Source organism: Nocardia sp. CC213A, from assembly GCF_030766805.1.
Lineage (GTDB): Bacteria > Actinomycetota > Actinomycetes > Mycobacteriales > Mycobacteriaceae > Nocardia > Nocardia otitidiscaviarum.
This window is the reverse complement of the sequence record NZ_JASFXA010000004.1, coordinates 178,246-203,524: the sequence shown is the minus strand read 5'-3', so window position 1 is coordinate 203,524 and position 25,279 is coordinate 178,246. Positions and strand designations below refer to the sequence as shown.

The following is a 25,279-nucleotide window of genomic DNA, read 5'->3' as shown; positions in this document are numbered from 1 at the left end:
GGTCGTTCGGAATGCCCTGAGGAGAACCACGTGACCACTGCGACAGCGACTCGCGAACCCGACGAAATATCCAGAGAGACAAGCGCTTCCAAGCGCTGGCTGGCCCTGGGCGTACTCGCCCTGGCGCAGCTCATGGTGGTGCTGGACGCCACCATCGTCACGATCTCGCTGCCCTTCGCGCAGCAGGATCTGCACATCAGCGAGGCCGACAAGCAGTGGATGCTGACGGCCTACACCCTCATCTTCGGCGGCCTGCTGCTGCTCGGCGGCCGCCTCGCCGACTACCTCGGCCGCCGCCGCATCTTCCTGATCGGACTGGTCGGCTTCGCCGCCGCCTCCGCGCTGGCCGGCCTCGCGCAGAACGCCGGGCAGCTGTTCGCCGGGCGCGGCCTACAGGGCGCGTTCGCGGCGCTGCTGGCGCCCGCGGCACTGTCCCTGGTGTCGATCACCTTCACCGAGGTGAACGAACGCGCCAAGGCGTTCGGCGTCTTCGCGGGCGTCTCGGCGGGCGGCGCGGCCATCGGGCTGATCGCGGGCGGCGCGCTCACCGAGTACGCCGACTGGCGCTGGTGCCTGTTGGTCAACACCCCCGTCGCGCTGTTGGCGCTAGTCGGGGCCTACGCCTTCGTCATCAAGGACGAGCCCGCTCCGCGCACCGGCGGATACGACCTGCCCGGCGCGGTGACCGGCACCCTCGGGCTGATCGCCATCGTCTACGGCTTCACCCGGGCGGCCGAGAACGGCTGGGGCGCGGCCTCCACCCTCGGGCTGCTGGCCGCGGGCGTGGCCCTGCTGATCGCCTTCGTGCTCATCGAACACCGGTCCGCGAATCCGCTGCTGCCGCTGCGCATCCCCGGGGAGATCAATCGGGGCGGTTCGTTCCTGGTGGCGCTGCTGATCCCGATCGCCATGTTCGCCATGTTCCTGAACCTCAGCTACTACCTGCAGATAACCCTCGGATACTCGGCGCTGAAGGCCGGTGTCGCCTTCCTGCCGTTCCCCATCGGCATCGTGGTGTCGGCGGGTGTCGCCAGCGCGGTGCTGCCGAAGCTGGGCCCGCGTCCGGTGCTGCTGGCCGGGACCGCGCTGGGCATGCTGGGACTGCTCTATCTGGCCCAGCTCGATTTCGGTGACGGTTACGCGGCGTCGGTACTGCCCGCCATGACGCTCATCGCGCTCGGTATGGGCGGTGTCTTCGTGGCCATGCAGACCACCGCGCTGCATCAGGTCGACGAGGCCGATTCCGGGGTGGCCAGCGCGCTGCTCAATGCCGCGCAACAGGTCGGCGGCTCCATCGGCACGGCGCTGCTGACCACCATCTCGGTCCAGGTCGCCGAGCGGTATGTGACCGACAATCCGACCATCGACAATGTGATGGCGCGGGCGGCGATCCACAGCTACGACGTGGCGTTCTACATCGGCGCGGGCTTCTTCCTCATCGCCCTGCCCATCATCGCCCTGATGATCCGCGACAAGCCGGAGAACCTGCTCGAGGGCGGTGAGAAGCCGGTTCACGTCGGCGTCTGATCCTCGTATCCTCGACGCTGAGGCCGGGTGTTTCCTACTTGCGAGTAGCCTCCGCTGGTCCCGCACAGCGGGGGCTACCTGCGCGGTGAGGTTCATAGCAGCAGTACGCTTGTCTTGCTTGACGCCACAGCGTACGTGGACCTGGCACCACAGGCCCCGTGCCGCGCGCCATGCGTATACGTTGTCTGTTGAACAGCTGGGGTCCGCTACAAGCGGTGCTCACCGGCCGTGCAATGGGAGCACCACCTTCCTAGGAGGACACGAAGATCCATGTCCAAGATCAAGGTTGAAGGCACCGTCGTCGAGCTCGACGGCGATGAGATGACCCGGATTATCTGGCAGTTCATCAAAGACAAGCTGATCAATCCGTATCTCGATGTGAACCTCGAGTACTACGACCTCGGCATCGAGTACCGCGACAAGACCGACGATCAGGTCACGATCGACGCGGCCAACGCCATCAAGAAGCACGGCGTCGGCGTCAAGTGCGCGACGATCACCCCCGACGAGGCCCGCGTCAAGGAGTTCGGCCTCAAGAAGATGTGGCGGTCGCCCAACGGCACCATCCGCAACATCCTCGGCGGTACCATCTTCCGCGCGCCGATCATCATCTCCAACGTCCCGCGTCTGGTTCCGGGCTGGACCAAGCCGATCATCATCGGCCGCCACGCCTTCGGCGACCAGTACCGCGCCACCGATTTCAAGGTGCACCAGGCGGGCACCGTCACCCTCACCTTCACCCCGGAGGACGGCTCCGAGCCGATCGTCCACGAGGTCGTGAAGATGCCGGAGGACGGCGGCGTCATCATGGGCATGTACAACTTCCAGGAGTCCATCCGGGACTTCGCGCGGGCCTCGCTCAACTACGGCCTGCAGCAGAACTACCCGGTGTACATGTCGACCAAGAACACCATCCTCAAGGCGTACGACGGCATGTTCAAAGACACCTTCCAGGAGGTGTACGAGACCGAGTTCAAGGAGGAGTTCGACGCGGCCGGTCTCACCTACGAGCACCGCCTCATCGACGATATGGTCGCCTCCGCGCTCAAGTGGGAGGGCGGCTACGTCTGGGCCTGCAAGAACTACGACGGCGACGTGCAGTCCGACACCGTGGCGCAGGGCTTCGGCTCGCTGGGTCTGATGACCTCCGTGCTGCTCACCCCGGACGGCAAGACCTGTGAGGCGGAGGCCGCGCACGGCACCGTCACCCGGCACTACCGCCAGCACCAGCAGGGCAAGCCCACCTCCACCAACCCGATCGCCTCGATCTTCGCGTGGACCCGCGGCCTGGCTCACCGAGGCAAGCTGGACAACACCCCCGAGGTCATCGGCTTCGCCCAGGCCCTCGAGGACGTCGTCATCAAGACCGTCGAGGACGGCCAGATGACCAAGGATCTCGCGCTGCTGGTCGGCGGGGATCAGGGCTACCTGACCACCGAGGAATTCCTCGGTGTGCTGGACGCCAACCTGGCGCGCGAACTGCGCTGATGCAATCCCGGGCGTACCCACGCCCGACCCGCTCCTCCGCGTTGCGCGGATGGGCACAGCGCTGACGCACGTGAACAGCGCGCCGCGGCGAACGATGGCGGCCGGGACCACCGTCCCGGCCGGAGCCATCGCCGCGACACATGCCGGGCACCTGCCCCCACTCACCGGTGGAGCGGGTGCCCGAACTGTTTCCGGACGCGGCTACCCGAACCGCGGCGGACATGTCAGGATGCAGGACGATGTCTGCGACACAACGCCTTTCGCGTTCCCTCGGATCCCGTCGACGGCAGCGCCGCTGGGCGGCCACACTCCTGGTCGCCCTGCTGCTCGCCGGATTCGGCTGCATCGATCCGGCTCCGGCCGCCGCCGATTCCGATGCCGGGCCGCTGGTGCTCGCGCATCGCGGTCTGGGCCAGACCTTCGATCCGGACGGGATCGAGGCCGACACCTGCACCGCCGAGCGCATCCACCCGCCCGAGCACGGATATTTGGAGAACACTGTCGCCGGCATGCGGGCCGCCTTCGACGCCGGAGCCGACCAGGTCGAATTCGACGTGCACTGGACCGCCGACGACCAGTTCGCCGTCTTCCACGACTGGGAACTGGACTGCCGCACCGACGGCACCGGCACCACCCGCGACCACACCATGGCGGAACTGCGCGGCCTCGACATCGGCTACGGCTACACCGCCGACGGCGGCAAGTCCTATCCGTTCCGAGGTAAGGGCGTCGGCCTCATGCCCACCCTGGAGGCGGTGCTGACCGCCTTCCCCACCCGGTCGCTGTTGATCCACATCAAGAGCAATGACCCGGCCGAGGGTGAGGCCCTGGCCGCCCGGTTGGCCGCCGAACCGGCCGAACGGCGCAGCGCGCTCACCGTGTACGGCGGTGACAAGCCGATCGCGGCCCTGCGGGCGGCGCTGCCCACCGTGCGGGTGATGTCCAAGCAGATCATGCTGGAGTGCCTCGGCGCATACGCGGCCGTCGGCTGGACCGGCACCGCCCCCGCCACCTGCCGCAATACCCAGCTGCACATTCCCGAGGGCTACACCCGCTTCCTGTGGGGCTGGCCCGACCGGTTCGTGGAGCGGATGGCCGCCACCGACGCCCGCGTGGTGCTGGTCGCCGGGGACGGCGGATTCTCCGAGGGATTCGACACGCCGGAATCGCTGGAGCGGATTCCGGACGGGTTCACCGGCCTGGTGTGGACGAACCGGGCGGATGTCGTCGCACCGCTGCTGCGCTGACGCACGTGAACAGCGCGCTGCGGCGAACGATGGCGGCCGACCCACCGTCCCGGCGGGAGCCATCGCCGCGACACATGCCGGTCACCTGCCCCCACCGATAGGGGAAGCGGGTGCCCGAACTGTTGCCGCGCTGTGGCGCGCAGGACCGGTGGCTTTCAGCCCCGCAACAGGTCGTCGCGGTGGTTCCCGGCTGTCGGCGATCAGCAGAACATCGGGTTCCCGCAAGGGGGACCGCTGAGGGTGTGGATCAACGCGAACGGCACCGCGAGCAGGTCACTGCTGCCCGTGCCGACAGCGCCGTCGATGGGTGCCGCGGGCGAATGGGCGTCGCCGGTGGACATCGGCTCCAGCTCCAGCGGCGTCGCCATGGCGCCGCCGGTCGTCGCGGTGAGTGCCGCGGCCACGGCCGCGGTCGCGATGCCGATCCGCACGATGTTCTTCATCGATGATACCTCCTGGTCGAGTGCGGTATGTTCCCCGTGAATGCTTGCGGTTCACGGAGTTTCGACAATGCATGGGGGGAGCAGCGCCTGCGAGACCCCAGTTATCAGGTCCGCTGCGGACTGCCCGGGTTCTCGGCGGCGGAACCCGGAGCGGATTCCGGGCGGGTTCACCCGGCGCGCGGCTGCCGTCCGAGCCCGACCGACTGGTCGATGCCGCGCGAATCCGCGTGAGTGGGATCACGCTGTCCGCGGGGCCGCGGGGGGTAGGTGGAAAGGCTTTGCGGGGCAGAGTATTTCGAGCCGGGATGATGACTCCGGCCAGGTCGTGACTGAGATCACCCGATACTCGGGTGGTGGTCGGGTTCGCGGCGGTGTTGCCATGGACTGTGACCGAACCCGGGATTGCCGCCGACACGCCCGCTACCGCGACCGAGGAGAGCACGGCCGCCGCGCAGGGTGCGCGAGCGTCCGGGGCACCAGACACCCGGGTTGCCGCGGCGGACGGTCGCGCCCGGTCCGCCTCCGGCGGAGATGAGCCCGCGGTGCCCGGCGGGAGCGGTTGGCACATCCCCGCCATGCTCGCCCTGGCGCTGGGCGGATTCGGCATCGGCACCACGGAATTCGTCACCATGGGTTTGCTGCCGGATATCGCGTGGGGCATGAAGGTGTCCGAACCCACCGCGGGGCATGCGGTCTCGGCGTACGCGCTGGGTGTGGTGGTCGGCGCTCCGGTGATCGCGGCACTGTGCGCGCGGGTGCCGCGCAAGCGCTTGCTGATGGCGCTCATGGCGGCGTTCACGCTGGGCAATGCGGCGTCGGTGCTCGCGCCGTCATTCGGGACGTTCGTGGCGGCGCGCTTCGTTTCCGGTCTGCCGCACGGGGCGTATTTCGGCGTGGCCTCCCTGGCGGCGGCCACGCTCGCACCGGTGGGGCAGCGCGCCAAGGCGGTTGCCGCGGTTATGCTGGGTTTGAGCGCCGCCAATGTTGTCGGCGTTCCCGCCGCCACCTGGATGGGCCAGCACCTCGGCTGGCGGGACGCCTACGTGGTGGTCGCCGTGATCGGCGTGGCCACCGTCGCCGCCATCGCGCGGTTCGTGCCGGAACTCACCGGCATTCGCATGACCGACCCGCGCACCGAACTCGGCGCACTCGGCAAATCCCAGGTGTTGCTGACGCTGCTGGTCGGCGCGGTCGGCTTCGGCGGCATGTTCGCCGTCTACACCTACATCACCACCACCCTCACCGACGTGGCGGGCATGCGGCTGGGCTTCGTTCCCATCGTGCTCATGCTCTTCGGCCTCGGCATGGTCGCGGGCAATATCATCGGCGGCGTCCTCACCGACCGGGGCGTCAACCGTGCTGTCTTCGCCGCCCTGCTGTCCATGGTGGTCATCCTGGCCGCTTTCATCGCGGCCGCCCACAACCCCGTCACCGCGGGCCTCGGCGCCTTCCTGGTCGGCGCCTCGGGCGCGGCCCTGGCCCCGGCCCTGCAGACCCGCCTCATGGACGTGGCCCACGAGGCCCAAACCCTGGCCGCCGCCCTGAACCACGCCGCGCTCAATATCGCCAATGCCGCCGGCGCCTGGCTGGGCGGCCTGGTGATCGCCGCCGGCCTCGGCTACACCGCCCCGGCCGCCGTCGGAGCCGGGCTGGCGACCCTGGGCGTGCTGCTGTTCGCGGTGACGGTCGCGCTGGCCCGCCGCACCGAAGCGCGGGTGAGCAGCCGCTGGTCGACCTGATCGACAGCCTGGCACGGGACGCCGCCGCGCCGGTGTGTCGTATGACGGAACTGTCGACCGATCGCGGGTGGTCGGGGCGGACCAGGTTCGAGTGGTGGGTCCGGCGTGATCATCGCAGGTCGTCGCGCCGGGCTGTTGGCGACGCGGAAGGCGGATCGCGCGGCGGTCAGTTACGTACAGATCTGCATGTAAGTGTAGAATCGTCGGAATGACCAGCTCCGCAGTCTCGAAGCCGCCGCGCCGCACGCAGGAGCAGCGCAGTAGTGAGATGCGGACGAGATTACTCGACGCCACCATCGACTGCCTCGTCGAGTACGGGTACGCGGGGACCACCACGCCGCGGGTGGCGGAGCGGGCCGGGGTGACGCGGGGTGCGCAGGTGCACCACTTCGGGTCCAAGAACGATCTGGTGGTCGCGGCGGTGAACCATCTGGCGCAGCGGCGGACCGAGGCGGCCATGCAGGAGCTCGGGAAGATCAAATCGGGGTCGGATCCCATTGCCACGGTGCTGGAATCGCTGTGGGAATTGCATCAGGGGCCGCTGTTCATCGCGGCCATGGAGCTGTGGGTGGCGGGGCGCACCGATCCGGAGCTGGCGGCCGAGGTGCGCAAGGTGGAGCCGTTCGTCAACAATGCGGTGCTCATGGCGCTGAGCCGGTACGTGCCGGACGAGGTGGAGCGCAAGGACGCCCGCGATTTCGTGTACACGGCCATGGACGCGCTGCGCGGCATCCTGGTCTCCAGCTTCGTGGACCCGGGCACCGAACGCGCGCACCGCCGCTGGCAGCGCGCCTCGGAACACCTGCGCACCGCCGCCCAGGTAGCGCTGCCGGGCATCCGGCTCACCGACTGAGCCGCGAGCGCGCCGTTCCGAATAGGGCCGGGCATTGCCGCGCCCGCCCGCACCCGGTACAGCGGCCCGGCCCCCTCCGTCTCGCGGGCGTGCCACGGCCAGGTCGGCCCCCGGCCGTTCGGGTCCGCGCCCGCTCCGGGAAGCCCGGCTCGCGGGCGAGCCCCGCATCCGGCGACGTAGCCCTGTGCGGGTCCACGTCCCGTGTCCGGACGCTGCGGCCCGGCACCCGAAGGTGCCGGGCCGCAGCCGTTTTCGAGCCGACGCCGGCAGCGAACGCAGTGCTCGGCGGACGCAGTGCTCGGCGGACTCAGTGCTCGGCGAACGCAGTGCTCGGCGGACTCAGTGCTGGCGGGGCAGCAGGTGGACGCCCGCCTTGTCCGTGGACAACGCCAGCGAGCTGATGTACTGGATCTCGCCCTCCGGCCCCGGCACCGCCGAGGCGATCATGTCGGGCCGCTCGAACTCCATGCCGGTCACCACACAGGGCAGCGTCTCGCCGGACGGGTTGCCGTGCTCGTCGAACATCGGCGCGTCGATGCCGTCGTCGGCGCGGCGCAGGTAGTACCGGCCCTTCGTGGCGATGGCCGTGACCGGCGTCGCGACGAAGGCGACCACGATGGCGACCAGCGGCGAATACGGCTTCAGCAGATCGCCGAACAGGCCGAAGAAGGTGGCGATGGACAGCACCGTCGACAGTCCGAAGCCGACCAGGCCCACCGGGTTGAAGTCGTAGAGCATGCCGCGGCGGAACTCCGGCACCTTGGGCGAGAGCTTCAGCACGTACTTGTTGATCGCGATATCCGTTGCGACGGTGACGATCCAGGCGATGCCGCAGTTGGCGTAGAAGCCGAGGATGTTGTTCAGGAAGTCGAACATGTTGGCTTCCATGAGCACCAGTGCGATGGCCAGGTTCACCACCAGGAAGACCAGGCGGCCCGGGTAGGTCTTGGTGACTCGGGTGTAGGAGTTGGTCCAGGCCAGCGAGCCCGAGTAGGCATTGGTCACGTTGATCTTGATCTGTGAGATGACCACCAGCACCACGGCGAGGGTCATGGCCAGCCAGCCCGGCACCATATCCTTGTAGATCTCCAGGAACTGGTGCACCGGCTGATTCGCGATGCCCTGCGCCGCAGGCAGATTCGCGATCAGGTAGACCGCCAGGAACAGGCCGACGACCTGCTTGAGCGCGCCGAAGACCACCCAGCCGGGTCCGGCCAGCAGCATCCAGGTCCACCAGCGGCGCGCGTTCTCCGGCGTCCGCGGCGGCATGAAGCGCAGATAGTCGATCTGCTCGGCGATCTGCGCGATGAGCGACAGGCACACGCCCGCGGCCAGCAGGGTGCCCGACAGGCTCACGCCCGCGCCGTCCTCGCCGCCGTAGGCGAAGAACGCCGACACCGAATCGGGATGGCGCACCAGCAGGAATCCGAACGGCAGCACCATCAGCAGCAACCACAGCGGAGTCGTCCACACCTGCAACTTGGCGAGGGTGTTCATGCCGTAGATGACCAGCGGGAAGATGATGAGCGTGGAGACCAGATAACCCAGCCAGAGCGGCACGCCCAGGCCCAGCTCCAGGCCTTGGGCCATGATGGAGCCCTCGAGTGCGAAGAAGATGAAGGTGAACGAGGCGAACACCACATTCGTCACGATGGAGCCGTAGTAACCGAATCCGCTACCGCGCGTGATGAGATCGAGATCGAGGTTGTAGCGCGCGGCGTAATAGGCCAGCGGAAATCCGGTGAGCATGACGACGATCGCGAAAATACCTATGCCCAGCAGCGCGTTTCCGGTGCCGTGCGCGATGCCGATATTCGCTCCGATGGCGAAGTCGGCCAGGTAGGCGATACCGCCGAGGGCGGAGACCCCGACCACCGCCGGACTCCATTTGCGATAGCTGCGCGGGGCGAATCGGAGGGTGTAGTCCTCCAAAGTCTCCTTGGCGGCGGCTATTCCATCGGAATCGGTCGCGCGGGTATCGATATCGACCACGTGCTACTCCCGTCAAAACCTCTCAGCGTGCACAGCAACCATGTGAACTTCGTACAGGGATGTGCACGGGCAATTGCCGATCCATTACGCCGCCGTTACGGCATCCTCACCGGTGGTGTGGATCACAGATGCTGGCTATCGGCTGGCGTACCGGTTACGCGTGCGCCCGCGACGAAGCGCACATACACCTCTAGCTGTATGTGCAATATCCCTACGTCTACCTGGACGTTTAGTCATCAGAATCAGAGCAATCGGGTGAGCCCTTGTCTAGTTACGTGCAGAGCTGTATGTTTGTGGCCAGTTCGATCCGAACGGATCGCGAATGTGAGGAGTTCGATGACGAACAGGGTCTACGTCGTCGGCGTCGGCATGACGAAGTTCGAGAAGCCGGGCCGCCGCAAGAACGAGGACGGCAGCGACTGGGACTACCCCGATATGGCGCGGGAGTCCGGGACCAAGGCTCTCGCGGACGCCGGAATCGACTATCGGGAAGTGCAGCAGGCCTACGTCGGCTACGTGTACGGCGAGTCCACCTCGGGCCAGCGCGCCGTCTACGAGCTCGGCATGACCGGCATCCCGGTCGTCAATGTGAACAACAACTGCTCGACCGGTTCGACCGCGCTCTACCTTGCGGCGCAGGCCATTCGGGGCGGGCTCGCGGACTGCACCCTCGCTCTGGGCTTCGAGCGCATGAAGCCGGGTTCGCTGGAGTCCACCTGGGACGATCGCGAACAGCCCATGGGCAAGCACATTCTCGCCCTCGCCGAGATCTCCGAGGTGCTGTTCCCGGTGGCGCCGTGGATGTTCGGCGCGGCCGGGCGTGAGCACATGAAGCAGTACGGCACCACCGCCGAACACTTCGCCAAGATCGGCTACAAGAACCACAAGCACTCGGTCAACAACCCGTATTCGCAGTTCCAGGACGAGTATTCGCTCGACGACATCCTGGGCGCGCGCATGATCTACGACCCGCTCACCAAACTCCAGTGCTCGCCCACCTCCGACGGCTCCGGCGCGGTCATCCTGGCCAGCGAGGCGTTCGTGGACAAGCACGGCCTCGCCGGACAGGCGGTGGAGATCGTCGGCCAGGCCATGACCACCGACTTCGCCTCCACCTTCGACGGCACCGCCAAGAACCTCATCGGCTACGACATGAATGTCCAGGCCGCGCGCAGCGTGTACGACCAGGCCGGGCTGGGCCCGGAGGACTTCCAGGTCATCGAACTGCACGACTGCTTCTCCGCCAATGAACTGCTGCTGTACGAGGCCCTGGGCCTGTGCGGCGAGGGCGAAGCCGGGAAGCTCATCGACGCGAATCAGACCACCTACGGCGGCACGTGGGTGGTGAACCCCTCCGGCGGGCTCATCTCCAAGGGGCATCCGCTGGGCGCGACCGGTCTGGCGCAGTGCTCGGAACTGACCTGGCAGCTGCGCGGTCGGGCCGACAAGCGCCAGGTGGACAACGTGACCGCCGCACTCCAGCACAACATCGGGCTCGGCGGCGCGGCCGTCGTCACCGCCTACCAGCGCGCCGAGCGCTGAGGCAGCCGACCTTCCCATCCCAACCGACCGCCGCGTCCGGCAGCGCCGGGTCCGCGGCACAGCACAGGAGTTTCCCCATGGGCCACATCGAAGCCAGCAAAACCCTCAACGCCACCCCCGAAGCCCTGTGGGCGGTCGTCTCCGACCCGCAGACCTGGGACAAGTGGTTCTCCATCCACGAGCGCTGGATGGAGGAGCCGCCCGCCACCCTGGCCCCCGGCGCCAAGCTGGTCGCCAAGATCGTCATGCTCGGTATGGCGAACAAGATCGAGTGGGTGGTGGAGAGCGTCGACTCGCCCAACCAGATGGTGCTCAGCGGCACCGGCATGGCCGGGGTGAAGGTGCGGTTCACCTTCGACATCACCGCCGAAGGCGAGGGCACCAAGTTCGCCGTCTCCGGCGACTTCGAGGGCGCGCTCATCAAGGGCGCGCTCGGCAAGGCGGTCGAGAAGGACGGCCTGACCCAGCTGGACAAGACCCTCGCGCAGCTCGACAGCCTCGCCACGGCGGCCTGAGATGACAAGCACCGCAGTCGAATTCGACCCCAAGGGGCTCGACGTCTGGAGCGACGAGGAGCCCTTCGAGGTCACGCGGGAGCGGATCGCCGAATACGCTGCCGCCACCAACGATCCCATCGAAGCGCATCTGAAGGGCGATATCGCACCGCCGATCTTCGGGATCGTGCCGGTCTTCGACGCCATGATGGTGCCGATCATCGACGTGGTGCCGATGGACGTCTTCGGGCGGGTCGTGCACGGGGAGCAGGACTTCCACTTCCACCGGCCGATCCGTCCCGGCGACAGGTTGCGGTCGCGGGCCAAGGTCATCGGCTACGAGGGCCGCGACAACGGCTCCACCATCACCGTGCTCATCGAATGCCGCGCCGAGGACGGGGAACTGGTCAACGAGCAGTATCTGACCGCGTTCTTCCGCAATCTCGACGCCGGGCCGCGCGTGGGCGACACCGCTCCGGCGCACAAGTTCGATCCGGCGCTGGCGGAACGGGATCCGCTGGCGACGGTGTCCGCGCACGTGGACGCCGACCAGACCTACCGCTACTCACCGGCCTCCGGTGATCCGGTGCCGATCCACCTGGACGAGCAGGTGGCCAAGGACGCCGGACTGCCCGGCATCATCGCGCACGGCCTGTGCACCATGGCCATGTCGTCCTGGGGCGTGCTCACCGCGGTGGCGGACTCCGATGTGCACCGGCTGCGGCGGTTCGCGGTGCGCTTCTCGAAGATGGTCTTCCCCAACGACGACCTGGAGACCCGGATCTGGCGGACCGGCAGCGCGGACGGGCGCACCACCTATGCCTTCGTGACCGCACGCGGTGACGATCTGGTGCTGACCGACGGCGTGGCCGTCATCGCCGACTGAAAACCGCCCAGCCACAGACATTTCGAAGGAGAGTTTCCATGGGTGCACTCGAGGGCCGGGTGGCCGTCATCACCGGCGCCGGTCGCGGCATCGGCCGGGAGCACGCGCTGCTGTTCGCGCGTGAGGGCGCGGCCGTCGTCGTGAACGACCTGGGCGGCAGCAATGCCGGTGAGGGCTCCGACGCCGGCCCGGCGCAGGAGGTCGTGAACGAGATCGTCGCCGCAGGGGGGCGAGCGGTAGCGAACACCGACAACATCGCCGACTGGCAGGGCTCGAGAAGCCTGGTGGACCAGGCCGTGTCCGAGTTCGGCCGCCTCGATGTGGTGGTGAACAACGCGGGCATCCTGCGCGACGGCTTCATCGCGGGCATGGACGAAGCGCAGTGGGACGCGGTCATCGCCGTGCACCTCAAGGGGCACGCGGCGGTACTGCGGCACGCCGCCGCGTACTGGAAGGACCAGTCCAAGGCGGGCAACCAGCCCAATGCCGCGGTCGTCAACACCGCCTCGGCGTCGGGCACCACCGTCCCGAACGCCGGTCAGGCGAATTACGGTGCGGCCAAGGCGGGTATCGCCGCGCTCACCCTGGTGGCCGCCGATGAGCTGGCCCGCTACGGCGTGCGCGTGAACGCCATCGCCCCGATCGCCCGCACCCGCCTCACCCTGGCCACGCCGGGCATGGGCGCGATGATGGCGGCCGAGGCGGATGCGGTGGAGGAGGGGGGATTCGACGCCTTCAGTCCCGCCAACATCTCCCCGCTGGTGGCCTACCTGGCCACCGAGAAGTGCCCGATCACCGGCAAGGTGTTCGCGGTGCAGGGCGGCGCCATCTCCGAACTGGCGGGCTGGCACGACGTGAAGACCATCGAGACCGAAGGTCCGTGGACCCTCGACGATATCGCCAACCGCCTACCCTGACCTCTATTGACCCCACAGATCTTCGAAAGATCGAGGAGAACAACGATGTTCGAGTGGTCCGAGACCGACGAGATGATCCGCGGCGCGGTCCGCGCGTTCATCGACAAGGAGGTCCGCCCCAACCTGGACGCCCTGGACAGCGGCGAGATGTCCCCCTACCCGGTCATCCGAAAGCTGTTCAGCGAGTTCGGCATCGACGTCATGACCGGTGAGATGGTCGCCAAGATGCTGGCCAAGCAGCGGGCGAAGGAGGAGGCGCTGGCCGCGGGGGAGCCGCTGCCGGAGAGGCCGAAGCAGGACTCCGGCGGTGGTAGCCCGTTCAGCGGTCAGGAATCGCTGATGGCCGTGCTCATCGGCGAACTGTCCGGTGTCTGCATGGGTTTGGTGAGCGCCATGGGCGTGTCCATCGGTCTCGGGGCCACCACCATCATGTCGCGCGGCACGCTCGCCCAGAAGGAGCGGTGGCTGCCCGATATCGTGACCATGAAGAAGGTCGCGGCCTGGGCGATCACCGAACCGGATTCGGGTTCCGATGCGTTCGGCGGGATGAAGACCTACGTCAAGCGCGACGGCGAGGATTACATCCTCAACGGGCAGAAGACCTTCATCACCAATGGTCCGTACGCCGACGTGGTGGTGGTCTACGCCAAGCTCGACGAGGGCGACGGCGCGGAAAAGCGGGATCGCAAGGTGCTGACCTTCGTGCTGGACAAGGGCATGGAGGGCTTCACCCAGGGCAAGCCGTTCAAGAAGATGGGCCTGCACTCCTCACCGACCGGTGAACTCTTCTTCGACAATGTGCGGCTCACCAAGGATCGTCTGCTCGGGGAGACCGAGGAGCACAAGGGCGGCGACGGACGCGACAGCGCCCGTTCGAGTTTCACCGCCGAGCGGGTCGGCGTGGCCTTCATGGCGCTGGGCATCATCAACGAATGTCACCGCCTCTGTATCGATTACGCCAAGAACCGCAAGCTGTGGGGCCAGGAGATCGGCCGCTTCCAGCTGGTGCAACTCAAGCTGGCCAAGATGGAGGTGGCGCGAATCAATGTGCAGAACATGGTGTTCAGCGCGCTGGAGCGGGGCCGGGCCGGAAAGCAGCCCACCCTGGCGGAAGCCTCGGCCATGAAGCTGTACGCCTCGGAGGCCGCCACCGAGGTGGCCATGGAGGCGGTGCAGTTGTTCGGCGGCAACGGCTACGTGACCGAGTACCGGGTGGAACAGCTGGCCCGCGACGCCAAGTCGCTCATGATCTACGCCGGTAGCAACGAGATCCAGGTGACCCACGTGGCCAAGGGGCTGCTCGCGCAGTAGCGGTCACGCCCGGAGCCGCCCGCGCACGGCGGGCGGCTCCGGTGCTCGCGGGTACCCGGCGATTCGCCCGAATCCGTGCGGGATTGCGGTGGGGCGATGAATCATCGAAATAGTGACCCGGCCGGTGTTCCGGCCGATGCCGACTTGGAGGCGAGATGAGTACGGCGGCGACAATCGCGGGCAAGGTCGTGGTGATCACGGGAGGGGCGCGCGGCATCGGTTTCGCGACCGCGCGCGCCCTGCGGGATCTCGGGGCGCTGGTGGCCATCGGCGATGTGGACGAGGCCAAGGTCAAGGAGGCGGGCGCGGATCTGGGGCTGGAGGTCTACGGGAAGCTCGACGTCACCGATCCCGACAGCTTCGCGGCCTTCCTGGACGAGGTCGAGCGGCGGTTGGGGCCGCTCGACGTACTGGTCAACAATGCCGGGATCATGCCCGCGGGCCGCTTCGCCGACGAACCCGACCGGGTCACCCGGCGCATCCTCGACATCAATGTGTACGGCGTGGTGCTGGGCAGCAAGCTGGCCGCGCAGCGCATGCTGCCGCGCGGACGCGGCCACATCATCAATATCGCCTCGTTGGCGGGCGAAGCGCCGACCCCGGGGCTGGCCACCTACTGCGCCAGCAAGGCCGCGGTGCTCCAGCTCACCGAGGCGCTGCGGCTCGAGCACCGCGACTCCGGCGTGCATTTCTCCGCCGTCGCCCCGACCTTCACCAATACCGAACTCATCGCCGGTACCGAGGGAGCCAAGGGGCTGCGCAACGCCGAGCCGAAGGACATCGCCGACGCGGTCGCCGGACTCATCGCCAAGCCACGCCACCGCGTGTCGGTGACCCGCGTCGCGGGTGCGCTCGTCCACCTCCAGTACTTCCTGCCGCGGGTGGCCAACGAATTCCTGGCGCGCTCGTTCGGGCTCGATCACGTGTTCACCGACGAGGTCGACCAGGACGCGCGGCGCGCCTACGAACAGCGCGCCCGCGGCGAGAACTGAACCGGGCGACCGTCGCCCACGCGGCGGCTCGCGGTACGGCCGGGATCCCGGCCGTGGGCGGCGACCGTCCCGGCGGTGATTCCACCGTGCGCAGGCGGGCGCGGACCGCCGGGGCGGCCGATCACCTCGGTCGTGCTCACACCGCCCGCGGGCGGGTGCGGCTCGACGATCCGGATCACCGAACGAATTCGATCAGCTCACACCGCGCGCAGGCGGGTGCGGCTGGCGTAGACGTGCTCGGCGATGAGGGTCGCGATCCGGTCCGGGGCCTCCAGCATGGGGACGTGTCCGACGCCGTGGATCATGATGCGGTCCGCGGTGTCGGGCAGTTCCTTCAGGAAGCGGCGGGCGTAGACCCGGTTCGGAATGATGTGGTCGTGCTCGCACATCAGCAGCCGCACCGGGGTGGGCAGATCGCCCAGATGCTCGAGGCAGGGTGCGCGCAGGCCGCTGACCAGCATGGGGATCATGGCCTTGCAGTTCAGGGCCGAGGTGATGGCCGCCTCCACGCCGCGCCGGTGCGCGGCCGAGAAGTTCTTGGTGAGCAGGGCCGCGACGAGCTGGCGGATCGGCGCGCTGAACGCGACCGCCTCGGGCAGACGCTTGCCGATCTCCACCACCGGTACCAGCGACAGGAATTTCATGCCCACCCGGATCTGCAGGCTGGACGGGGTTTGCCAGCCGCCCGCCGGGGCGATGGCGGTGAGCGTGCGCGCCCGGCCGCGGCGGGCCAACTCGAAGCCCACCCAGCCGCCCAGCGAATTCCCGGCTATATGGCAGGAGCGCCAGCCCATCTCGTCGAGTTGATCCTCGATGCGATCGGCGAGGGCGCTGACGTCCAGGTACCAGCCCTCGAAATCCGGTCCGCCCCAATGCCCGGTGAAGGCGGGGGCGAAGACCTCGCAGTGGTTGGCCATCCGCTGCGCCACCTGTTCCCAGCAGTGCGGGGAGAGCATGAAGCCGTGCAGCAGGAGCAGCGGTTCGCCGGAACCCATGTGGAGGGCTCTCATCGGCGCGAGCGGGGTGGTGGGCGCGGTGGTGCCTGACGTCATCGTCATCACCCCTTCCTGGACCTCGATGTCCACGAGAAGAGTGGGATAGCCGCATTGTACGGTCGTACCGTGCCCACCATCATCTCTACGATCAACGTCAACGGGATCCGCGCGGCCACCGGCAAGACCGGGAAGGGGATGCTCGAGTGGCTGGACGTCACCGAGGCCGACGTCATCTGCCTGCAGGAGACGCGGGCAACCGAGGAGCAGACGCGTAAGGCGCTGGCTCCGGCCCTGGATGCCGGATGGTTCCTGAGCCACGCCGAACCGGGCGTGAAGGGACGGGCGGGCGTGGGTGTGCTGTCGCGGCGCGAGCCCCGCGCGGTGCGCGTCGGCATCGGCCACGACGACAACGGAACCTGGGTTCCCAGTACCGAATTCGGTGCCACCGGCCGCTATATCGAGGTCGACTTCGATGAGCTGACCGTGGCGAGCGTGTACGTCCACACCGGCGAGGCGGATACGCCCATGCAGGACGAGAAGTACCGCTTCCTGGACGCGGTGGGCGCGCGCATGCTGGCGCACACCGGCGATTTCGTCATCTGCGGTGACTGGAATATCGGCCACACCGAACTCGACATCAAGAACTGGAAGGGCAACGTCAAGAACGCCGGATTCCTGCCGGGGGAGCGGGCCTGGGTGTCGAGCATGCTGGCCGCCGGATACGTGGACGTGGTGCGCGAACTGCATCCGGGCGAGCCCGGACCCTACAGTTGGTGGTCCTACCGCGGCCGCGCCTACGACAATGACGCTGGCTGGCGCATCGACTATCACCTGGCTCGTGGCGAGATCGCCGTGCGCGCCAAGCAGGCCGTGGTGGAGAAGGCTCCGACCTATGCGCTGCGCTGGTCCGACCACGCTCCCGTCACGGTGCAGTACCGGTGACGGTGTCGCCGCGGCTGCGCGCCTGGCTGTTGCTGGGCGTCGCCCTGGTGGCGCTGGCGGTGGCGGTGCTCGGCTCGCGTGGCGGCGACTCCGGCCGAGAGGCGGCCTCGCCCAGCGGAAATCGCCCAGCGGCCACCTCGACCACCGCGGCCGATCGGGACGCCGGGATAGCGAGCACCGCGCCGAAACCCGGCCCCGCCAACGGAAATCGCGGAACCCCGACGACGGCGGCCGCGCTCAGCCGGGTCCCGGGCGTCCCCGACCGCGCCTACCGCACCCTCGTCGAGATCGACGCGGGCCGCTGGCCGGACTCCGCCGACGCTCCCGGAACCCACGGCGGCGACCGGTATTTCAACCGCTCCCGAGCCCTGCCGAGCAAGGACGCCGCGGGCAATCCGATCACCTACCGCGAATGGGACGTGAACCCCAAGCAGCGGGGCCGGGGCCGCGACGCCGAACGCATCGTCACCGGCAGCGACGGCTCCGCCTACTACACCGGCGACCACTACGACACCTTCACGAGGATGCGCTGATGCCCCGGCCGATCTCGCTGTCCCAGTTCCTGTCCGCCGACGCTGTCCGCACGGAATCGGCCGCCCCGCACCCGAAATCCGGGGTCACCGACGCTGTCCCGGACACGGGCCGGACGGAATCGGCCGGTGATACGCCCGGGGCGTCGAGCGCGGCCGGATCAGGCCCGGATGCGGCCGCATCGGCTGTGGCAGGGGCCGAGCGAGCCGAAACGGCCGAGGGAACGGGCGCGGTCGAGCGGAACCGGGCGGGGCGGACGGATGCACGCGCCCAGGATCCGCGGGAGCGACGTGGCGTGGGAGGGAACGGGGCTGATGAGTCGGGCGTGCCGGGTCCGGCCGCTCCCGTGCGGCCGACCGACCGGACCGACCCGGTAGCACCCACGCCCGTGCTCGGCGCACTCGACGTGAGCGCCCCCGAGTTCGGCGGTGTCCGCTACGCGGTGCCGGACGGCTATGTGGTGCGCGAGGTGCGTGGGCGCAGTATGCGCACGGTGGCGGGTGTGCTCGACGAGTTCGCCGCCGCCTTGCAGTTCCCGTACTACTTCGGCGGCAATCGCGACGCCTTCGACGACAGCCTGCGCGACCTGGACGACCGCCTCGGCCCCGCGCGGGGCTATGTGATCGCCGTGCGCGACGCGGACCAACTGCTCGCCGACGCACCCGAGCAGCGGTCCTGGTTCGACTCGGCCATGACCGACGCGGCGGACTACTGGGCGCGGCGCGGGGTGGTCTTCCGTGTGGTGTTGCAGGGTGCCGTGCCGCCCGCCTCCGCGACGGCGTCGCTGGTATTCGATACGCGGGAAGCCGACTGACTCCGGCGAACCGGGCAGCTTTGCCGCCGACCGGGTCGGTGGTGACCCCGTCCGTTGCCCGGTCACCGTCACCTCCGCGCGGATCCGATCGGCGTGCAGGAAAGCCGTGGCGTGCGATCGATCAATCGATGGTGGTCAAAACCGTGGTCCTGGGGGCGCGCAACACCTTGGTCGCCTCGTGCATCCCGGACTGGGCGGCGTCCTCCATATGCGCGTCGAAGGCAGCCGTGCTCTCTCACACCTGCACCGCGTAGATCGCGCCGGCGTCGTCGAGATTCGCGTACTCGAGAGCCGCACCGAGGTTCAGCGCAGCCGCTGCGCCAGGTCCTCGGCCAGCAGCACGAACACGTCGGTGGTCTGGTCGATGAGTTCGTCGCGGGTCATGGCGAGGTCGCCTTCGACCCAGCTGGCCAGGATCTGCACCAGGCCGCCGACCAGGTAGGTGGCGCGGAAGGCGATGGCCGGGTCGGGGTCGGCCTCGGTGAGGCCGTAGAAGTCGATGCCCTCGGCGGCGACCAGGTTCGCGAAGGTGCGGATGGTGTGCAGGGTGCGGGAGCGCAGTTCCGGGGTGGCCGCGCTGACCAGCAGCGCCACCCGGGTCTTGCGCGGGTCGTCGGCGAGGACGCCGATTCCGGCGGATACGGCGGTGTGCGCCTTGCCGTGGGTGTCGTCGGGGGCGGTGAGCAACGCGCGCAGTACCGTCGCCGCCAACTCCTCGGCGATGCCGTCGAACAGCGCGGTGAGTACGGCGTCGCGGCTGTCGAACTGTTCGTAGTAGTAGCGCTCGTTGAGTCCGGCGCGGGCGCAGAGTCCGGCGACGGTGAGCCGTTCCAGACCCTCGCTGCCGAGGATGTCCAGGGCGGCGGCGAGCAGGGCCGCCCGGCGTCCCGCGCGTCGTTGTTCCGCGGAGACGCCACCGTAGGTTCGCTGCCCGGTCACGAGTCGATTCTGGCATGGTCGCGTTTTTGGCAGGGGTCCTTGCCAGAATCGTAATTCTGGGGGATGCTCTTGCCAGATGGACGTGCGTCCCCCTGACTGGAGGCAACGATGCCCGCACGCGAGCCCGGATACTTCTCCGACGATTCGATGATTCGCCGCGTCATGCGCAAGCGGGCGGTGGGACTCACCTACGGCCAGCGAGCGCTGGTGATCGGCGCGGTCAATCCGCTGCTGTACGTCGGCACCGCCGAGAACACCCAGCACCGGACCACCCCCTACACCCGGCTCGCCCTGACCGGCCGCCTGTTCGAGGCCGTCTTCCTGGGCAGCAAGGCCGAGGCCGACCGGGCCCTGGCCTTCACCCGCAAACGGCACGCCCCGGTGAGCGGCGCACTGCCGGAGGCCGCGGGGGACAAGCATCCGGCCGGGTCCCGCTACTCCGCCCGCGACCCGCACCTGATGTACATGACCATGGCGTTCACCTTCGACTCCGCCGAGGTCATGCACGACCTGCTGGTCCGCCGCCTGACCGACACCGAGCGCGAGGGCCTCTACCAGGACTATGTGCGCTGGGGTGAACTGTTCGGCATGCCGCGTTCGGCCGCCCCCGCCAGCTACCGCGAGTTCCGCCGCTCCTTCGACGCCTACCTGGCCTCCGACGAGCTGTACCTCACCGACGAGGCCGAACTGGTCGGCTCCTATCTCATGGGGCAGCGGGTCGCCTACCCGCTGCCGCTGCCGTTCCAGTCCGCCGCGTCGGGATTCTCGCTGCTCGTGCAGGGCAGCCTGCCGCCCCGCATCCGGGAGATGTACGGGGTGAGGTGGGGCCTGCCCGAGGAGGTCGCCTTCCGCGGCCTGACCCGGGCCGTTCGCACCGCCCATATCGCCCCGCCGCTGGTGCCCGCCCCGCTGCGCGGCCCCCTCTCCGGCCCCAGCCACCCGCTCTATCGCCTGCTCACCCGCCGGGAACAGCAGCTGGTGAACTCCGGTCGGCCCAGCATGCCGGGGGTGGATCCGCGTCCGCTGGCGGCGCGGCTCGGCGCCTGACGGGCGGTGCGGGCGGCCCCGTGCGGCCGGGCGGGGTGGCCCGAAATCCCGCTGGACGCGGCATGGGAAGATCGGGGCATGTCCAGTCCTGCACCCACCCCCGATCGCAAGCAGCGGGTCCTGTCCGGGATCCAGCCGACCAGCGGGTCCTTCCACCTCGGCAACTACCTTGGCGCGGTGCAGTATTGGGTGGGCATGCAGGAGGACTACGACGCCTTCTACTTCATCCCGGATATGCACGCCATCACGGTGACGCAGGATCCCAAGCAACTGCGCGAGCGCACCAAGATCTCGGCTGCCCAGCTGCTCGCCGTCGGCGTCGACCCCAAGAAGTCGACGCTGTTCGTGCAGTCGCACGTGCCCGAGCACGCCGAACTGACCTGGGTGCTGAACTGCATCACCGGTTTCGGCGAGGCCAGCCGGATGACCCAGTTCAAGGACAAGTCGGCCAAGCAGGGCGCGGACAACGCGACCGTGGGCCTGTTCACCTATCCGGTGCTCATGGCCGCCGACATCCTGCTCTACCGCGCGCATCAGGTGCCGGTCGGCGAGGATCAGCGCCAGCACCTGGAACTCACCCGAAATCTGGCGCAGCGCTTCAACACTCGGTTCAAGAAGACCTTCGTGGTGCCCGAGGCGCATATCGTGTCCGGCACCGCCAAGATCTACGACCTGCAGGATCCGACCTCGAAGATGAGCAAGTCGGCCGCCAGCGATTCCGGGCTGATCAACCTGCTCGACGATCCCAAGGTCTCGGCCAAGAAGATCCGCTCGGCCGTCACCGACACCGAACGCGAGATCCGCTACGACCCCGAGCACAAGCCCGGCGTCTCGAACCTGCTGGCCATTCTCAGCGCGCTCACCGAGACCCCGATCGTCACCCTCGAGCAGGATTACGCGGGTAAGGGCTACGGCGATCTCAAGGCCGATACCGCCGACGCGCTGATCGAATTTGTCACTCCCTTCCAGGCGAAGGTGGGAGAGTATATGGCTGACCAGGGCGAACTCGACCGCATTCTCGCCGCGGGCGCGGAGCGGGCGCGTGAGGTCGCCGGCAAGACCCTCGCGCAGGTGTACGACCGGGTCGGCTTCCTGGCTCGGCCGAGCTGATTCGGCCGGGTCGGCGCAGCGCCGATATCCGCCGCACCCGCGCGGGGCCGTGGCGGAGGTGAATGGTGCTCGACAAGGTCAAAGCGCGAATCGAGGGGTGGATCCAGGCCCGCCCGTGGCTGGACCATATGGTGCGCGCGGGCGGCCGATATCAGCGGCAGCGCGGCGACTATTACGCGGCGGGCATTACGTATTTCACTGTGCTGTCGCTGTTTCCGCTGCTCATGGTGGGTTTCGCGGTGGCGGGCTTCGTACTGGCCAACAATCCCGAGCTGCTCACCGACATACAGGAGAAGATCGTCGAGAACATTCCGGGCTCGGCGGGCGAGCAGCTCAACGACCTCATCGACCAGGCCGTCGAATCCCGCGCCGGGGTCGGCATCATCGGTTTGGCGGCGGGCCTCTACTCCGGGCTGGGGTGGGTGGCGAATCTGCGCGCGGCGCTCACCGAGCAGTGGGAGCAGAAGGCCGAGGAGCGGAACTGGTTCGTGACCAAGGGGTCCGACCTGCTCGCTCTCGTCGGTCTCGGACTCGCCTCGGTGGTGTCGCTGGGCCTGTCGGTGCTGGCGGGCAGCGGACTCGCGGGGGAACTGCTCGAAACTGTGGGGCTCGACCATGTTCCGGGCGCGACCGCCGTGCTGACCGCACTGTCGCTGCTGCTGGCGGTACTGGCCACCTGGGCGCTGTTCGTCTGGATCATCGCCCGCATGCCCAGGCATGCGGTGACCCTGCGTAGTGCGGCCCGCGCGGCCCTCATGGCGGCCATCGCCTTCGAAATCTTCAAGCAGCTGGCCACATTCGTTCTCAAGCGGGTGGCGACCAGTCCGGCCGGGGTCGCCTTCGGTCCGATCCTCGGCCTGATGGTGTTCAGCTACATCACCGCGCGCATCATCCTGTTCGCCACCGCGTGGGCGGCCACCGCCTCGGAAAACGACGTCCCGGCGGATATCCCGGCGCCGGGACCGGCGGTCATCGAACCGCGGGTGAGCGGTCCGGGGCTCACCGCCGGGGCGGGGGCGGCCCTGTTCGGCGCGGGAGCCCTTGCCGCCGGGCTGCTGTCGACGCTGCGCCGCCGACGATGAAGCTCCCCGCCCCGATCGATCGGTACCCGGTGGCGGGCGGTTTCAGTAGCGACGGCGGCTGATGCGGCGCGCCCCGGCCAGTAGCACGAGCACCAGGATGGTGCCGCCGACCATGAGGGTGACCCGCAGATTGTCGTGATCTCGGCCGCGTGGCGACAGCGCCCCGGCGTCGTCCAGTGGTGGACTCGCCACGGCCACAGCGGAATCGGTGCTCTCGGTACGTTCGGACCCGACATCCGCCAGTGATCCGATGGTCGCCCCGTCCGGCAGGGCGAAACCGTAGTCCAGCAGCCGGGCCGCCTGTTCCCACGGCCGCAGTGGACGCACCTCGGCCTGCAACAGGGTCACCACCAGTCGGCGGCCGCCCCGTTCGGCGGCGGCCACGAACGTCTGCCGGGCATCGTCGGTGAAACCGGTCTTGCCGCCCAGCGCGCCCTCGTAGTTGAAGAGCAGGTGGTTGTCGTTTCCGATGGCGAAGCCGGGATGGTCCTCGTCGCCGGGCACCAGCGGATTCGCCGGAAAGCCCGGAAAGTCCACCTGTTCGGTGCGAATCAGTTCGGCGAACAGCGGGATCTCCATGGCATCGCGGAACAGCACCGCCAGGTCGTAGGCCGAGGTGCTCATGCCCGGACCGTCCAGACCCGACGGGGTGGCGGCGCGAGTGTCCAGGGCGCGCAGCTGTTTCGCTCGCGCGTTCATCTTCGCCACCGCGGCCTCGTCGCCGCCGAGTTGCGCGGCGATGGCGTGCGCGGCGTCATTGCCCGAGGCCATGATGAGCGCCTGGAACAGTTGCCGATTGGTGTAGCGGCCACCCGGCCCGATGCCGACCCGGGTGCCCTCCACATTCGCGTCCTCCTGGGTGCCGATCACCACCCGGTCGAGATCGAGGGTGCGCAGCGCCACGGCGGCCAGCAGCACCTTGATGGTGGAAGCGGGCCGGTAGCGGCCGTGCGGATCCTTGGCGGCGAGCACCGCGCCGGTATCGAGGTCCGATACCACCCACGCGGTGGCGGAGATGTCCTCCGGCACCGTCGGAGCGCCCTCGGGCAGCACCAGGCCGCAGCCGCCGAGCTGGTCGCCACCAACGGGTTTCGCCGGAATCGGCAGCGGGGTGGGCGTGGGCTGGCCGGGGGCGGGCACCTCCGAGGTGTCGACCGGTGGTGGTGGCTGCGTCTTGTTCGGGCAGGCGTCGGTATTGGGGGTGGTGAACGGTGCCGTGGTGGTCGGATCGGCGGCGGGCGGTTGCGCGGTGGCGGGACCGATCGCCGACAAGGCGATGAGGACGACTGCGAGCAGTGGTGTGCGCAGCGCCGCGAACCGGCCGGTCCGAATGCCCCGGCATCCGCCCGCGAGGTGCCGGGCGGGTTCGGTGGCGTAGTCGTGGGGTGCTGGCCCGCGGCGAATACTCATCGTGGATGAGCTTAACGGTGGCCGATCCGCGGTCCACCGCATGTGCCGGGAACCGTCGTCCCATGTCCGGCCGGACGGTGTGCGGGCCCGGTGCCGACCGTACGGACGGGAGCTGCCGCGATGCGGTCGCGTGCACCGTATTCCGGCGCGTCGCCGACCGCGCGGAGGCCGACGACGCTCGAAGATCTCCCCCCGGAGTGGTCGCCGAATCCGGGTGACGAGCCCGTGAATCGGCGCAGCGGCGGTAACCGCTTGGGGGAGAGTGCTATTCGGTGCTCTTGTGCACGGGGCAGCCGTGCGCGAGCGGGCCGAGCAGCTTGTTGTTGTCGTAGAAGTGCTCGAGTTCGAGAATGCGCAGATCCTCGCTGACCTTGGCGATGGTGATGCCGGTCATCTCGATGAGCTCACCGGTGGGCTCGTGGCCCTGGTACGCACCGGTGTAGCGGCCCCAGTGCCGCCACTTGAAGGTGACGGTGGGTGGGCCCGCCAGTACCTCGAGCACCTCCCAGAAGAATCCGCCCGGGAAGGCGGTGTGGAAGATGTGGTGCGAGGATTCGAAGTCCTCGTTCGCCGGGTAGTAGGGGTTGTCGCCGATCAGGATGTTGTAGCTGCCGATGCGGGCGAACTCTTCGGCGTTCTGCCAGGGACCGCCGTTGACCCGGCCGCGGTAGTGCTCGGCGACCAGGGAGACCCAGGTGGCCGGGTCCTTCTTGTGCGACACCTCCATTTCGAAGACCTTCACCAGCTCCTCGACGATGGCCTCCAGCGAACCGGGGGCGTGGTCGGTGGTGCGCTCCTTCGGCATCACCTCCTTGCTCAGGTGGTAGTCCGGAGCCTCCGCGCGCCAATCCTCCGCTGCCGCAGCGGCGATCACGGCGTCGCGGCCCTGGAGGTGGAGTGGGGTCTCGGTGGCTTCGGATTCTGTTGTATCAACCGTCATTTCGTGCCTCTTGTGTCCAGACCCGATGTGGGTCAGTC

General features: G+C 68.5%; 23 protein-coding genes. 17 read left to right on the top strand and 6 right to left on the bottom strand.

Annotation, left to right across the window (positions count from 1 at the left end):
* Positions 1-30: 30 nt before the first annotated feature.
* The 3 genes from QJS31_RS09440 to QJS31_RS09430 all read left to right on the top strand — a co-directional run bounded on the left by QJS31_RS09440 (position 31) and on the right by QJS31_RS09430 (position 4,262).
* A complete protein-coding gene (locus QJS31_RS09440; protein ID WP_282779535.1) occupies positions 31-1,527 on the top strand; it encodes an MFS transporter in 1,497 nt (498 codons plus the stop codon).
* A gap of 270 nt (positions 1,528-1,797) precedes the next feature.
* Positions 1,798-3,015 (top strand): NADP-dependent isocitrate dehydrogenase, encoded by a 1,218-nt coding sequence (locus QJS31_RS09435; RefSeq protein WP_029923812.1) that lies wholly within the window; start codon positions 1,798-1,800, stop codon positions 3,013-3,015.
* Between the two features lie 239 nt (positions 3,016-3,254).
* Positions 3,255-4,262 carry a glycerophosphodiester phosphodiesterase family protein gene (locus QJS31_RS09430; RefSeq protein ID WP_306356445.1) on the top strand — a complete coding sequence of 336 codons (1,008 nt, stop codon included), beginning with the start codon at positions 3,255-3,257 and terminating at the stop codon, positions 4,260-4,262.
* Positions 4,263-4,462: 200 nt separating this feature from the next.
* Here the strand turns inward: QJS31_RS09430 and QJS31_RS09425 are convergent, their stop codons facing one another.
* Positions 4,463-4,705 carry a hypothetical protein gene (locus QJS31_RS09425; protein WP_282779537.1) on the bottom strand — a complete coding sequence of 81 codons (243 nt, stop codon included), beginning with the start codon at positions 4,703-4,705 and terminating at the stop codon, positions 4,463-4,465.
* Positions 4,706-5,280: 575 nt separating this feature from the next.
* On the opposite strand from QJS31_RS09425, the gene QJS31_RS09420 reads away from it, so the two are divergent.
* Both QJS31_RS09420 and QJS31_RS09415 read left to right on the top strand, forming a co-directional pair.
* Entirely contained in the window at positions 5,281-6,444 is a 1,164-nt protein-coding gene (locus QJS31_RS09420; protein ID WP_306356567.1) for an MFS transporter, read from the top strand.
* A gap of 208 nt (positions 6,445-6,652) precedes the next feature.
* Positions 6,653-7,297, top strand: coding sequence for a TetR/AcrR family transcriptional regulator (locus tag QJS31_RS09415; protein ID WP_306356444.1), 645 nt, complete (start codon positions 6,653-6,655; stop codon positions 7,295-7,297).
* A gap of 339 nt (positions 7,298-7,636) precedes the next feature.
* On the opposite strand, the gene QJS31_RS09410 is transcribed toward QJS31_RS09415, so the two are convergent.
* The gene (locus QJS31_RS09410; RefSeq protein ID WP_282776158.1) at positions 7,637-9,289 is read right to left on the bottom strand and encodes a cytosine permease; all 1,653 of its coding nucleotides are present in this window, start codon (positions 9,287-9,289) and stop codon (positions 7,637-7,639) included.
* Positions 9,290-9,625: 336 nt separating this feature from the next.
* Between QJS31_RS09410 and QJS31_RS09405 the strand changes: the two genes are divergently transcribed.
* The 6 genes from QJS31_RS09405 to QJS31_RS09380 all read left to right on the top strand — a co-directional run bounded on the left by QJS31_RS09405 (position 9,626) and on the right by QJS31_RS09380 (position 15,431).
* A complete protein-coding gene (locus QJS31_RS09405; RefSeq protein WP_306356443.1) occupies positions 9,626-10,831 on the top strand; it encodes a lipid-transfer protein in 1,206 nt (401 codons plus the stop codon).
* Between the two features lie 77 nt (positions 10,832-10,908).
* Positions 10,909-11,346 (top strand): SRPBCC family protein, encoded by a 438-nt coding sequence (locus QJS31_RS09400; protein WP_282776162.1) that lies wholly within the window; start codon positions 10,909-10,911, stop codon positions 11,344-11,346.
* A 1-nt stretch (position 11,347) separates the two neighbouring features.
* Positions 11,348-12,211, top strand: coding sequence for a MaoC/PaaZ C-terminal domain-containing protein (locus QJS31_RS09395; protein ID WP_282776164.1), 864 nt, complete (start codon positions 11,348-11,350; stop codon positions 12,209-12,211).
* Between the two features lie 38 nt (positions 12,212-12,249).
* Complete coding sequence (locus QJS31_RS09390) at positions 12,250-13,128, top strand: SDR family oxidoreductase (protein ID WP_282776165.1); 879 nt, start codon at positions 12,250-12,252, stop codon at positions 13,126-13,128.
* A 45-nt stretch (positions 13,129-13,173) separates the two neighbouring features.
* Complete coding sequence (locus QJS31_RS09385; protein WP_306356442.1) at positions 13,174-14,439, top strand: acyl-CoA dehydrogenase family protein; 1,266 nt, start codon at positions 13,174-13,176, stop codon at positions 14,437-14,439.
* Between the two features lie 155 nt (positions 14,440-14,594).
* Positions 14,595-15,431: an SDR family oxidoreductase gene (locus tag QJS31_RS09380; RefSeq protein ID WP_282776169.1), complete on the top strand. Its 837-nt coding sequence runs from the start codon at positions 14,595-14,597 to the stop codon at positions 15,429-15,431.
* 197 nt (positions 15,432-15,628) lie between these two features.
* Here QJS31_RS09380 and QJS31_RS09375 read toward each other — a convergent pair whose 3' ends face one another.
* Positions 15,629-16,489, bottom strand: coding sequence for an alpha/beta fold hydrolase (locus QJS31_RS09375; RefSeq protein WP_282776170.1), 861 nt, complete (start codon positions 16,487-16,489; stop codon positions 15,629-15,631).
* A 63-nt stretch (positions 16,490-16,552) separates the two neighbouring features.
* Between QJS31_RS09375 and QJS31_RS09370 the strand changes: the two genes are divergently transcribed.
* The 3 genes from QJS31_RS09370 to QJS31_RS09360 all read left to right on the top strand — a co-directional run bounded on the left by QJS31_RS09370 (position 16,553) and on the right by QJS31_RS09360 (position 18,713).
* The gene (locus tag QJS31_RS09370) at positions 16,553-17,368 is read left to right on the top strand and encodes an exodeoxyribonuclease III (RefSeq protein WP_282776172.1); all 816 of its coding nucleotides are present in this window, start codon (positions 16,553-16,555) and stop codon (positions 17,366-17,368) included.
* Positions 17,365-17,901 carry a ribonuclease domain-containing protein gene (locus tag QJS31_RS09365; RefSeq protein ID WP_282776174.1) on the top strand — a complete coding sequence of 179 codons (537 nt, stop codon included), beginning with the start codon at positions 17,365-17,367 and terminating at the stop codon, positions 17,899-17,901. Before QJS31_RS09370 ends, QJS31_RS09365 begins: the two co-directional genes overlap by 4 nt.
* Before the next feature lie 323 nt (positions 17,902-18,224).
* Positions 18,225-18,713: a barstar family protein gene (locus tag QJS31_RS09360; RefSeq protein ID WP_282776176.1), complete on the top strand. Its 489-nt coding sequence runs from the start codon at positions 18,225-18,227 to the stop codon at positions 18,711-18,713.
* A gap of 303 nt (positions 18,714-19,016) precedes the next feature.
* On the opposite strand, the gene QJS31_RS09355 is transcribed toward QJS31_RS09360, so the two are convergent.
* Positions 19,017-19,652, bottom strand: coding sequence for a TetR/AcrR family transcriptional regulator (locus QJS31_RS09355; protein ID WP_306356441.1), 636 nt, complete (start codon positions 19,650-19,652; stop codon positions 19,017-19,019).
* 108 nt (positions 19,653-19,760) lie between these two features.
* On the opposite strand from QJS31_RS09355, the gene QJS31_RS09350 reads away from it, so the two are divergent.
* The 3 genes from QJS31_RS09350 to yhjD all read left to right on the top strand — a co-directional run bounded on the left by QJS31_RS09350 (position 19,761) and on the right by yhjD (position 22,891).
* Positions 19,761-20,699, top strand: coding sequence for an oxygenase MpaB family protein (locus QJS31_RS09350; RefSeq protein WP_282776179.1), 939 nt, complete (start codon positions 19,761-19,763; stop codon positions 20,697-20,699).
* 78 nt (positions 20,700-20,777) lie between these two features.
* Positions 20,778-21,809 (top strand): tryptophan--tRNA ligase, encoded by a 1,032-nt coding sequence (gene trpS, locus QJS31_RS09345; RefSeq protein WP_282776181.1) that lies wholly within the window; start codon positions 20,778-20,780, stop codon positions 21,807-21,809.
* Between the two features lie 62 nt (positions 21,810-21,871).
* The gene (gene yhjD, locus QJS31_RS09340) at positions 21,872-22,891 is read left to right on the top strand and encodes an inner membrane protein YhjD (protein ID WP_282776183.1); all 1,020 of its coding nucleotides are present in this window, start codon (positions 21,872-21,874) and stop codon (positions 22,889-22,891) included.
* 42 nt (positions 22,892-22,933) lie between these two features.
* On the opposite strand, the gene QJS31_RS09335 is transcribed toward yhjD, so the two are convergent.
* Both QJS31_RS09335 and QJS31_RS09330 read right to left on the bottom strand, forming a co-directional pair.
* On the bottom strand, positions 22,934-24,301 hold the full coding sequence (locus tag QJS31_RS09335) for a D-alanyl-D-alanine carboxypeptidase family protein (protein ID WP_306356440.1): 1,368 nt from the start codon (positions 24,299-24,301) through the stop codon (positions 22,934-22,936).
* Positions 24,302-24,566: 265 nt separating this feature from the next.
* Positions 24,567-25,241, bottom strand: a complete 675-nt coding sequence (locus QJS31_RS09330; RefSeq protein ID WP_306356439.1) for an ester cyclase — start codon at positions 25,239-25,241, stop codon at positions 24,567-24,569.
* Between the last annotated feature and the right edge of the window lie 38 nt (positions 25,242-25,279).

Excerpts from the sequence above, each read along its gene's own strand:
- QJS31_RS09425 (WP_282779537.1), bottom strand. The coding sequence starts at position 4,705 with ATGAAGAACATCGTGCGGATCGGCATCGCGACCGCGGCCGTGGCCGCG.
- QJS31_RS09435 (WP_029923812.1), top strand. The coding sequence starts at position 1,798 with ATGTCCAAGATCAAGGTTGAAGGCACCGTCGTCGAGCTCGACGGCGAT.
- QJS31_RS09420 (WP_306356567.1), top strand. The coding sequence starts at position 5,281 with ATGCTCGCCCTGGCGCTGGGCGGATTCGGCATCGGCACCACGGAATTC.
- QJS31_RS09390 (WP_282776165.1), top strand. The coding sequence starts at position 12,250 with ATGGGTGCACTCGAGGGCCGGGTGGCCGTCATCACCGGCGCCGGTCGC.
- QJS31_RS09330 (WP_306356439.1), bottom strand. The coding sequence starts at position 25,241 with ATGACGGTTGATACAACAGAATCCGAAGCCACCGAGACCCCACTCCAC.
- QJS31_RS09380 (WP_282776169.1), top strand. The coding sequence starts at position 14,595 with ATGAGTACGGCGGCGACAATCGCGGGCAAGGTCGTGGTGATCACGGGA.
- QJS31_RS09385 (WP_306356442.1), top strand. The coding sequence starts at position 13,174 with ATGTTCGAGTGGTCCGAGACCGACGAGATGATCCGCGGCGCGGTCCGC.
- QJS31_RS09430 (WP_306356445.1), top strand. The coding sequence starts at position 3,255 with ATGTCTGCGACACAACGCCTTTCGCGTTCCCTCGGATCCCGTCGACGG.
- QJS31_RS09415 (WP_306356444.1), top strand. The coding sequence starts at position 6,653 with ATGACCAGCTCCGCAGTCTCGAAGCCGCCGCGCCGCACGCAGGAGCAG.
- QJS31_RS09375 (WP_282776170.1), bottom strand. The coding sequence starts at position 16,489 with ATGACGATGACGTCAGGCACCACCGCGCCCACCACCCCGCTCGCGCCG.
- trpS (WP_282776181.1), top strand. The coding sequence starts at position 20,778 with ATGTCCAGTCCTGCACCCACCCCCGATCGCAAGCAGCGGGTCCTGTCC.
- QJS31_RS09350 (WP_282776179.1), top strand. The coding sequence starts at position 19,761 with ATGCCCGCACGCGAGCCCGGATACTTCTCCGACGATTCGATGATTCGC.
- QJS31_RS09335 (WP_306356440.1), bottom strand. The coding sequence starts at position 24,301 with ATGAGTATTCGCCGCGGGCCAGCACCCCACGACTACGCCACCGAACCC.
- QJS31_RS09405 (WP_306356443.1), top strand. The coding sequence starts at position 9,626 with ATGACGAACAGGGTCTACGTCGTCGGCGTCGGCATGACGAAGTTCGAG.
- yhjD (WP_282776183.1), top strand. The coding sequence starts at position 21,872 with ATGGTGCTCGACAAGGTCAAAGCGCGAATCGAGGGGTGGATCCAGGCC.
- QJS31_RS09400 (WP_282776162.1), top strand. The coding sequence starts at position 10,909 with ATGGGCCACATCGAAGCCAGCAAAACCCTCAACGCCACCCCCGAAGCC.
- QJS31_RS09395 (WP_282776164.1), top strand. The coding sequence starts at position 11,348 with ATGACAAGCACCGCAGTCGAATTCGACCCCAAGGGGCTCGACGTCTGG.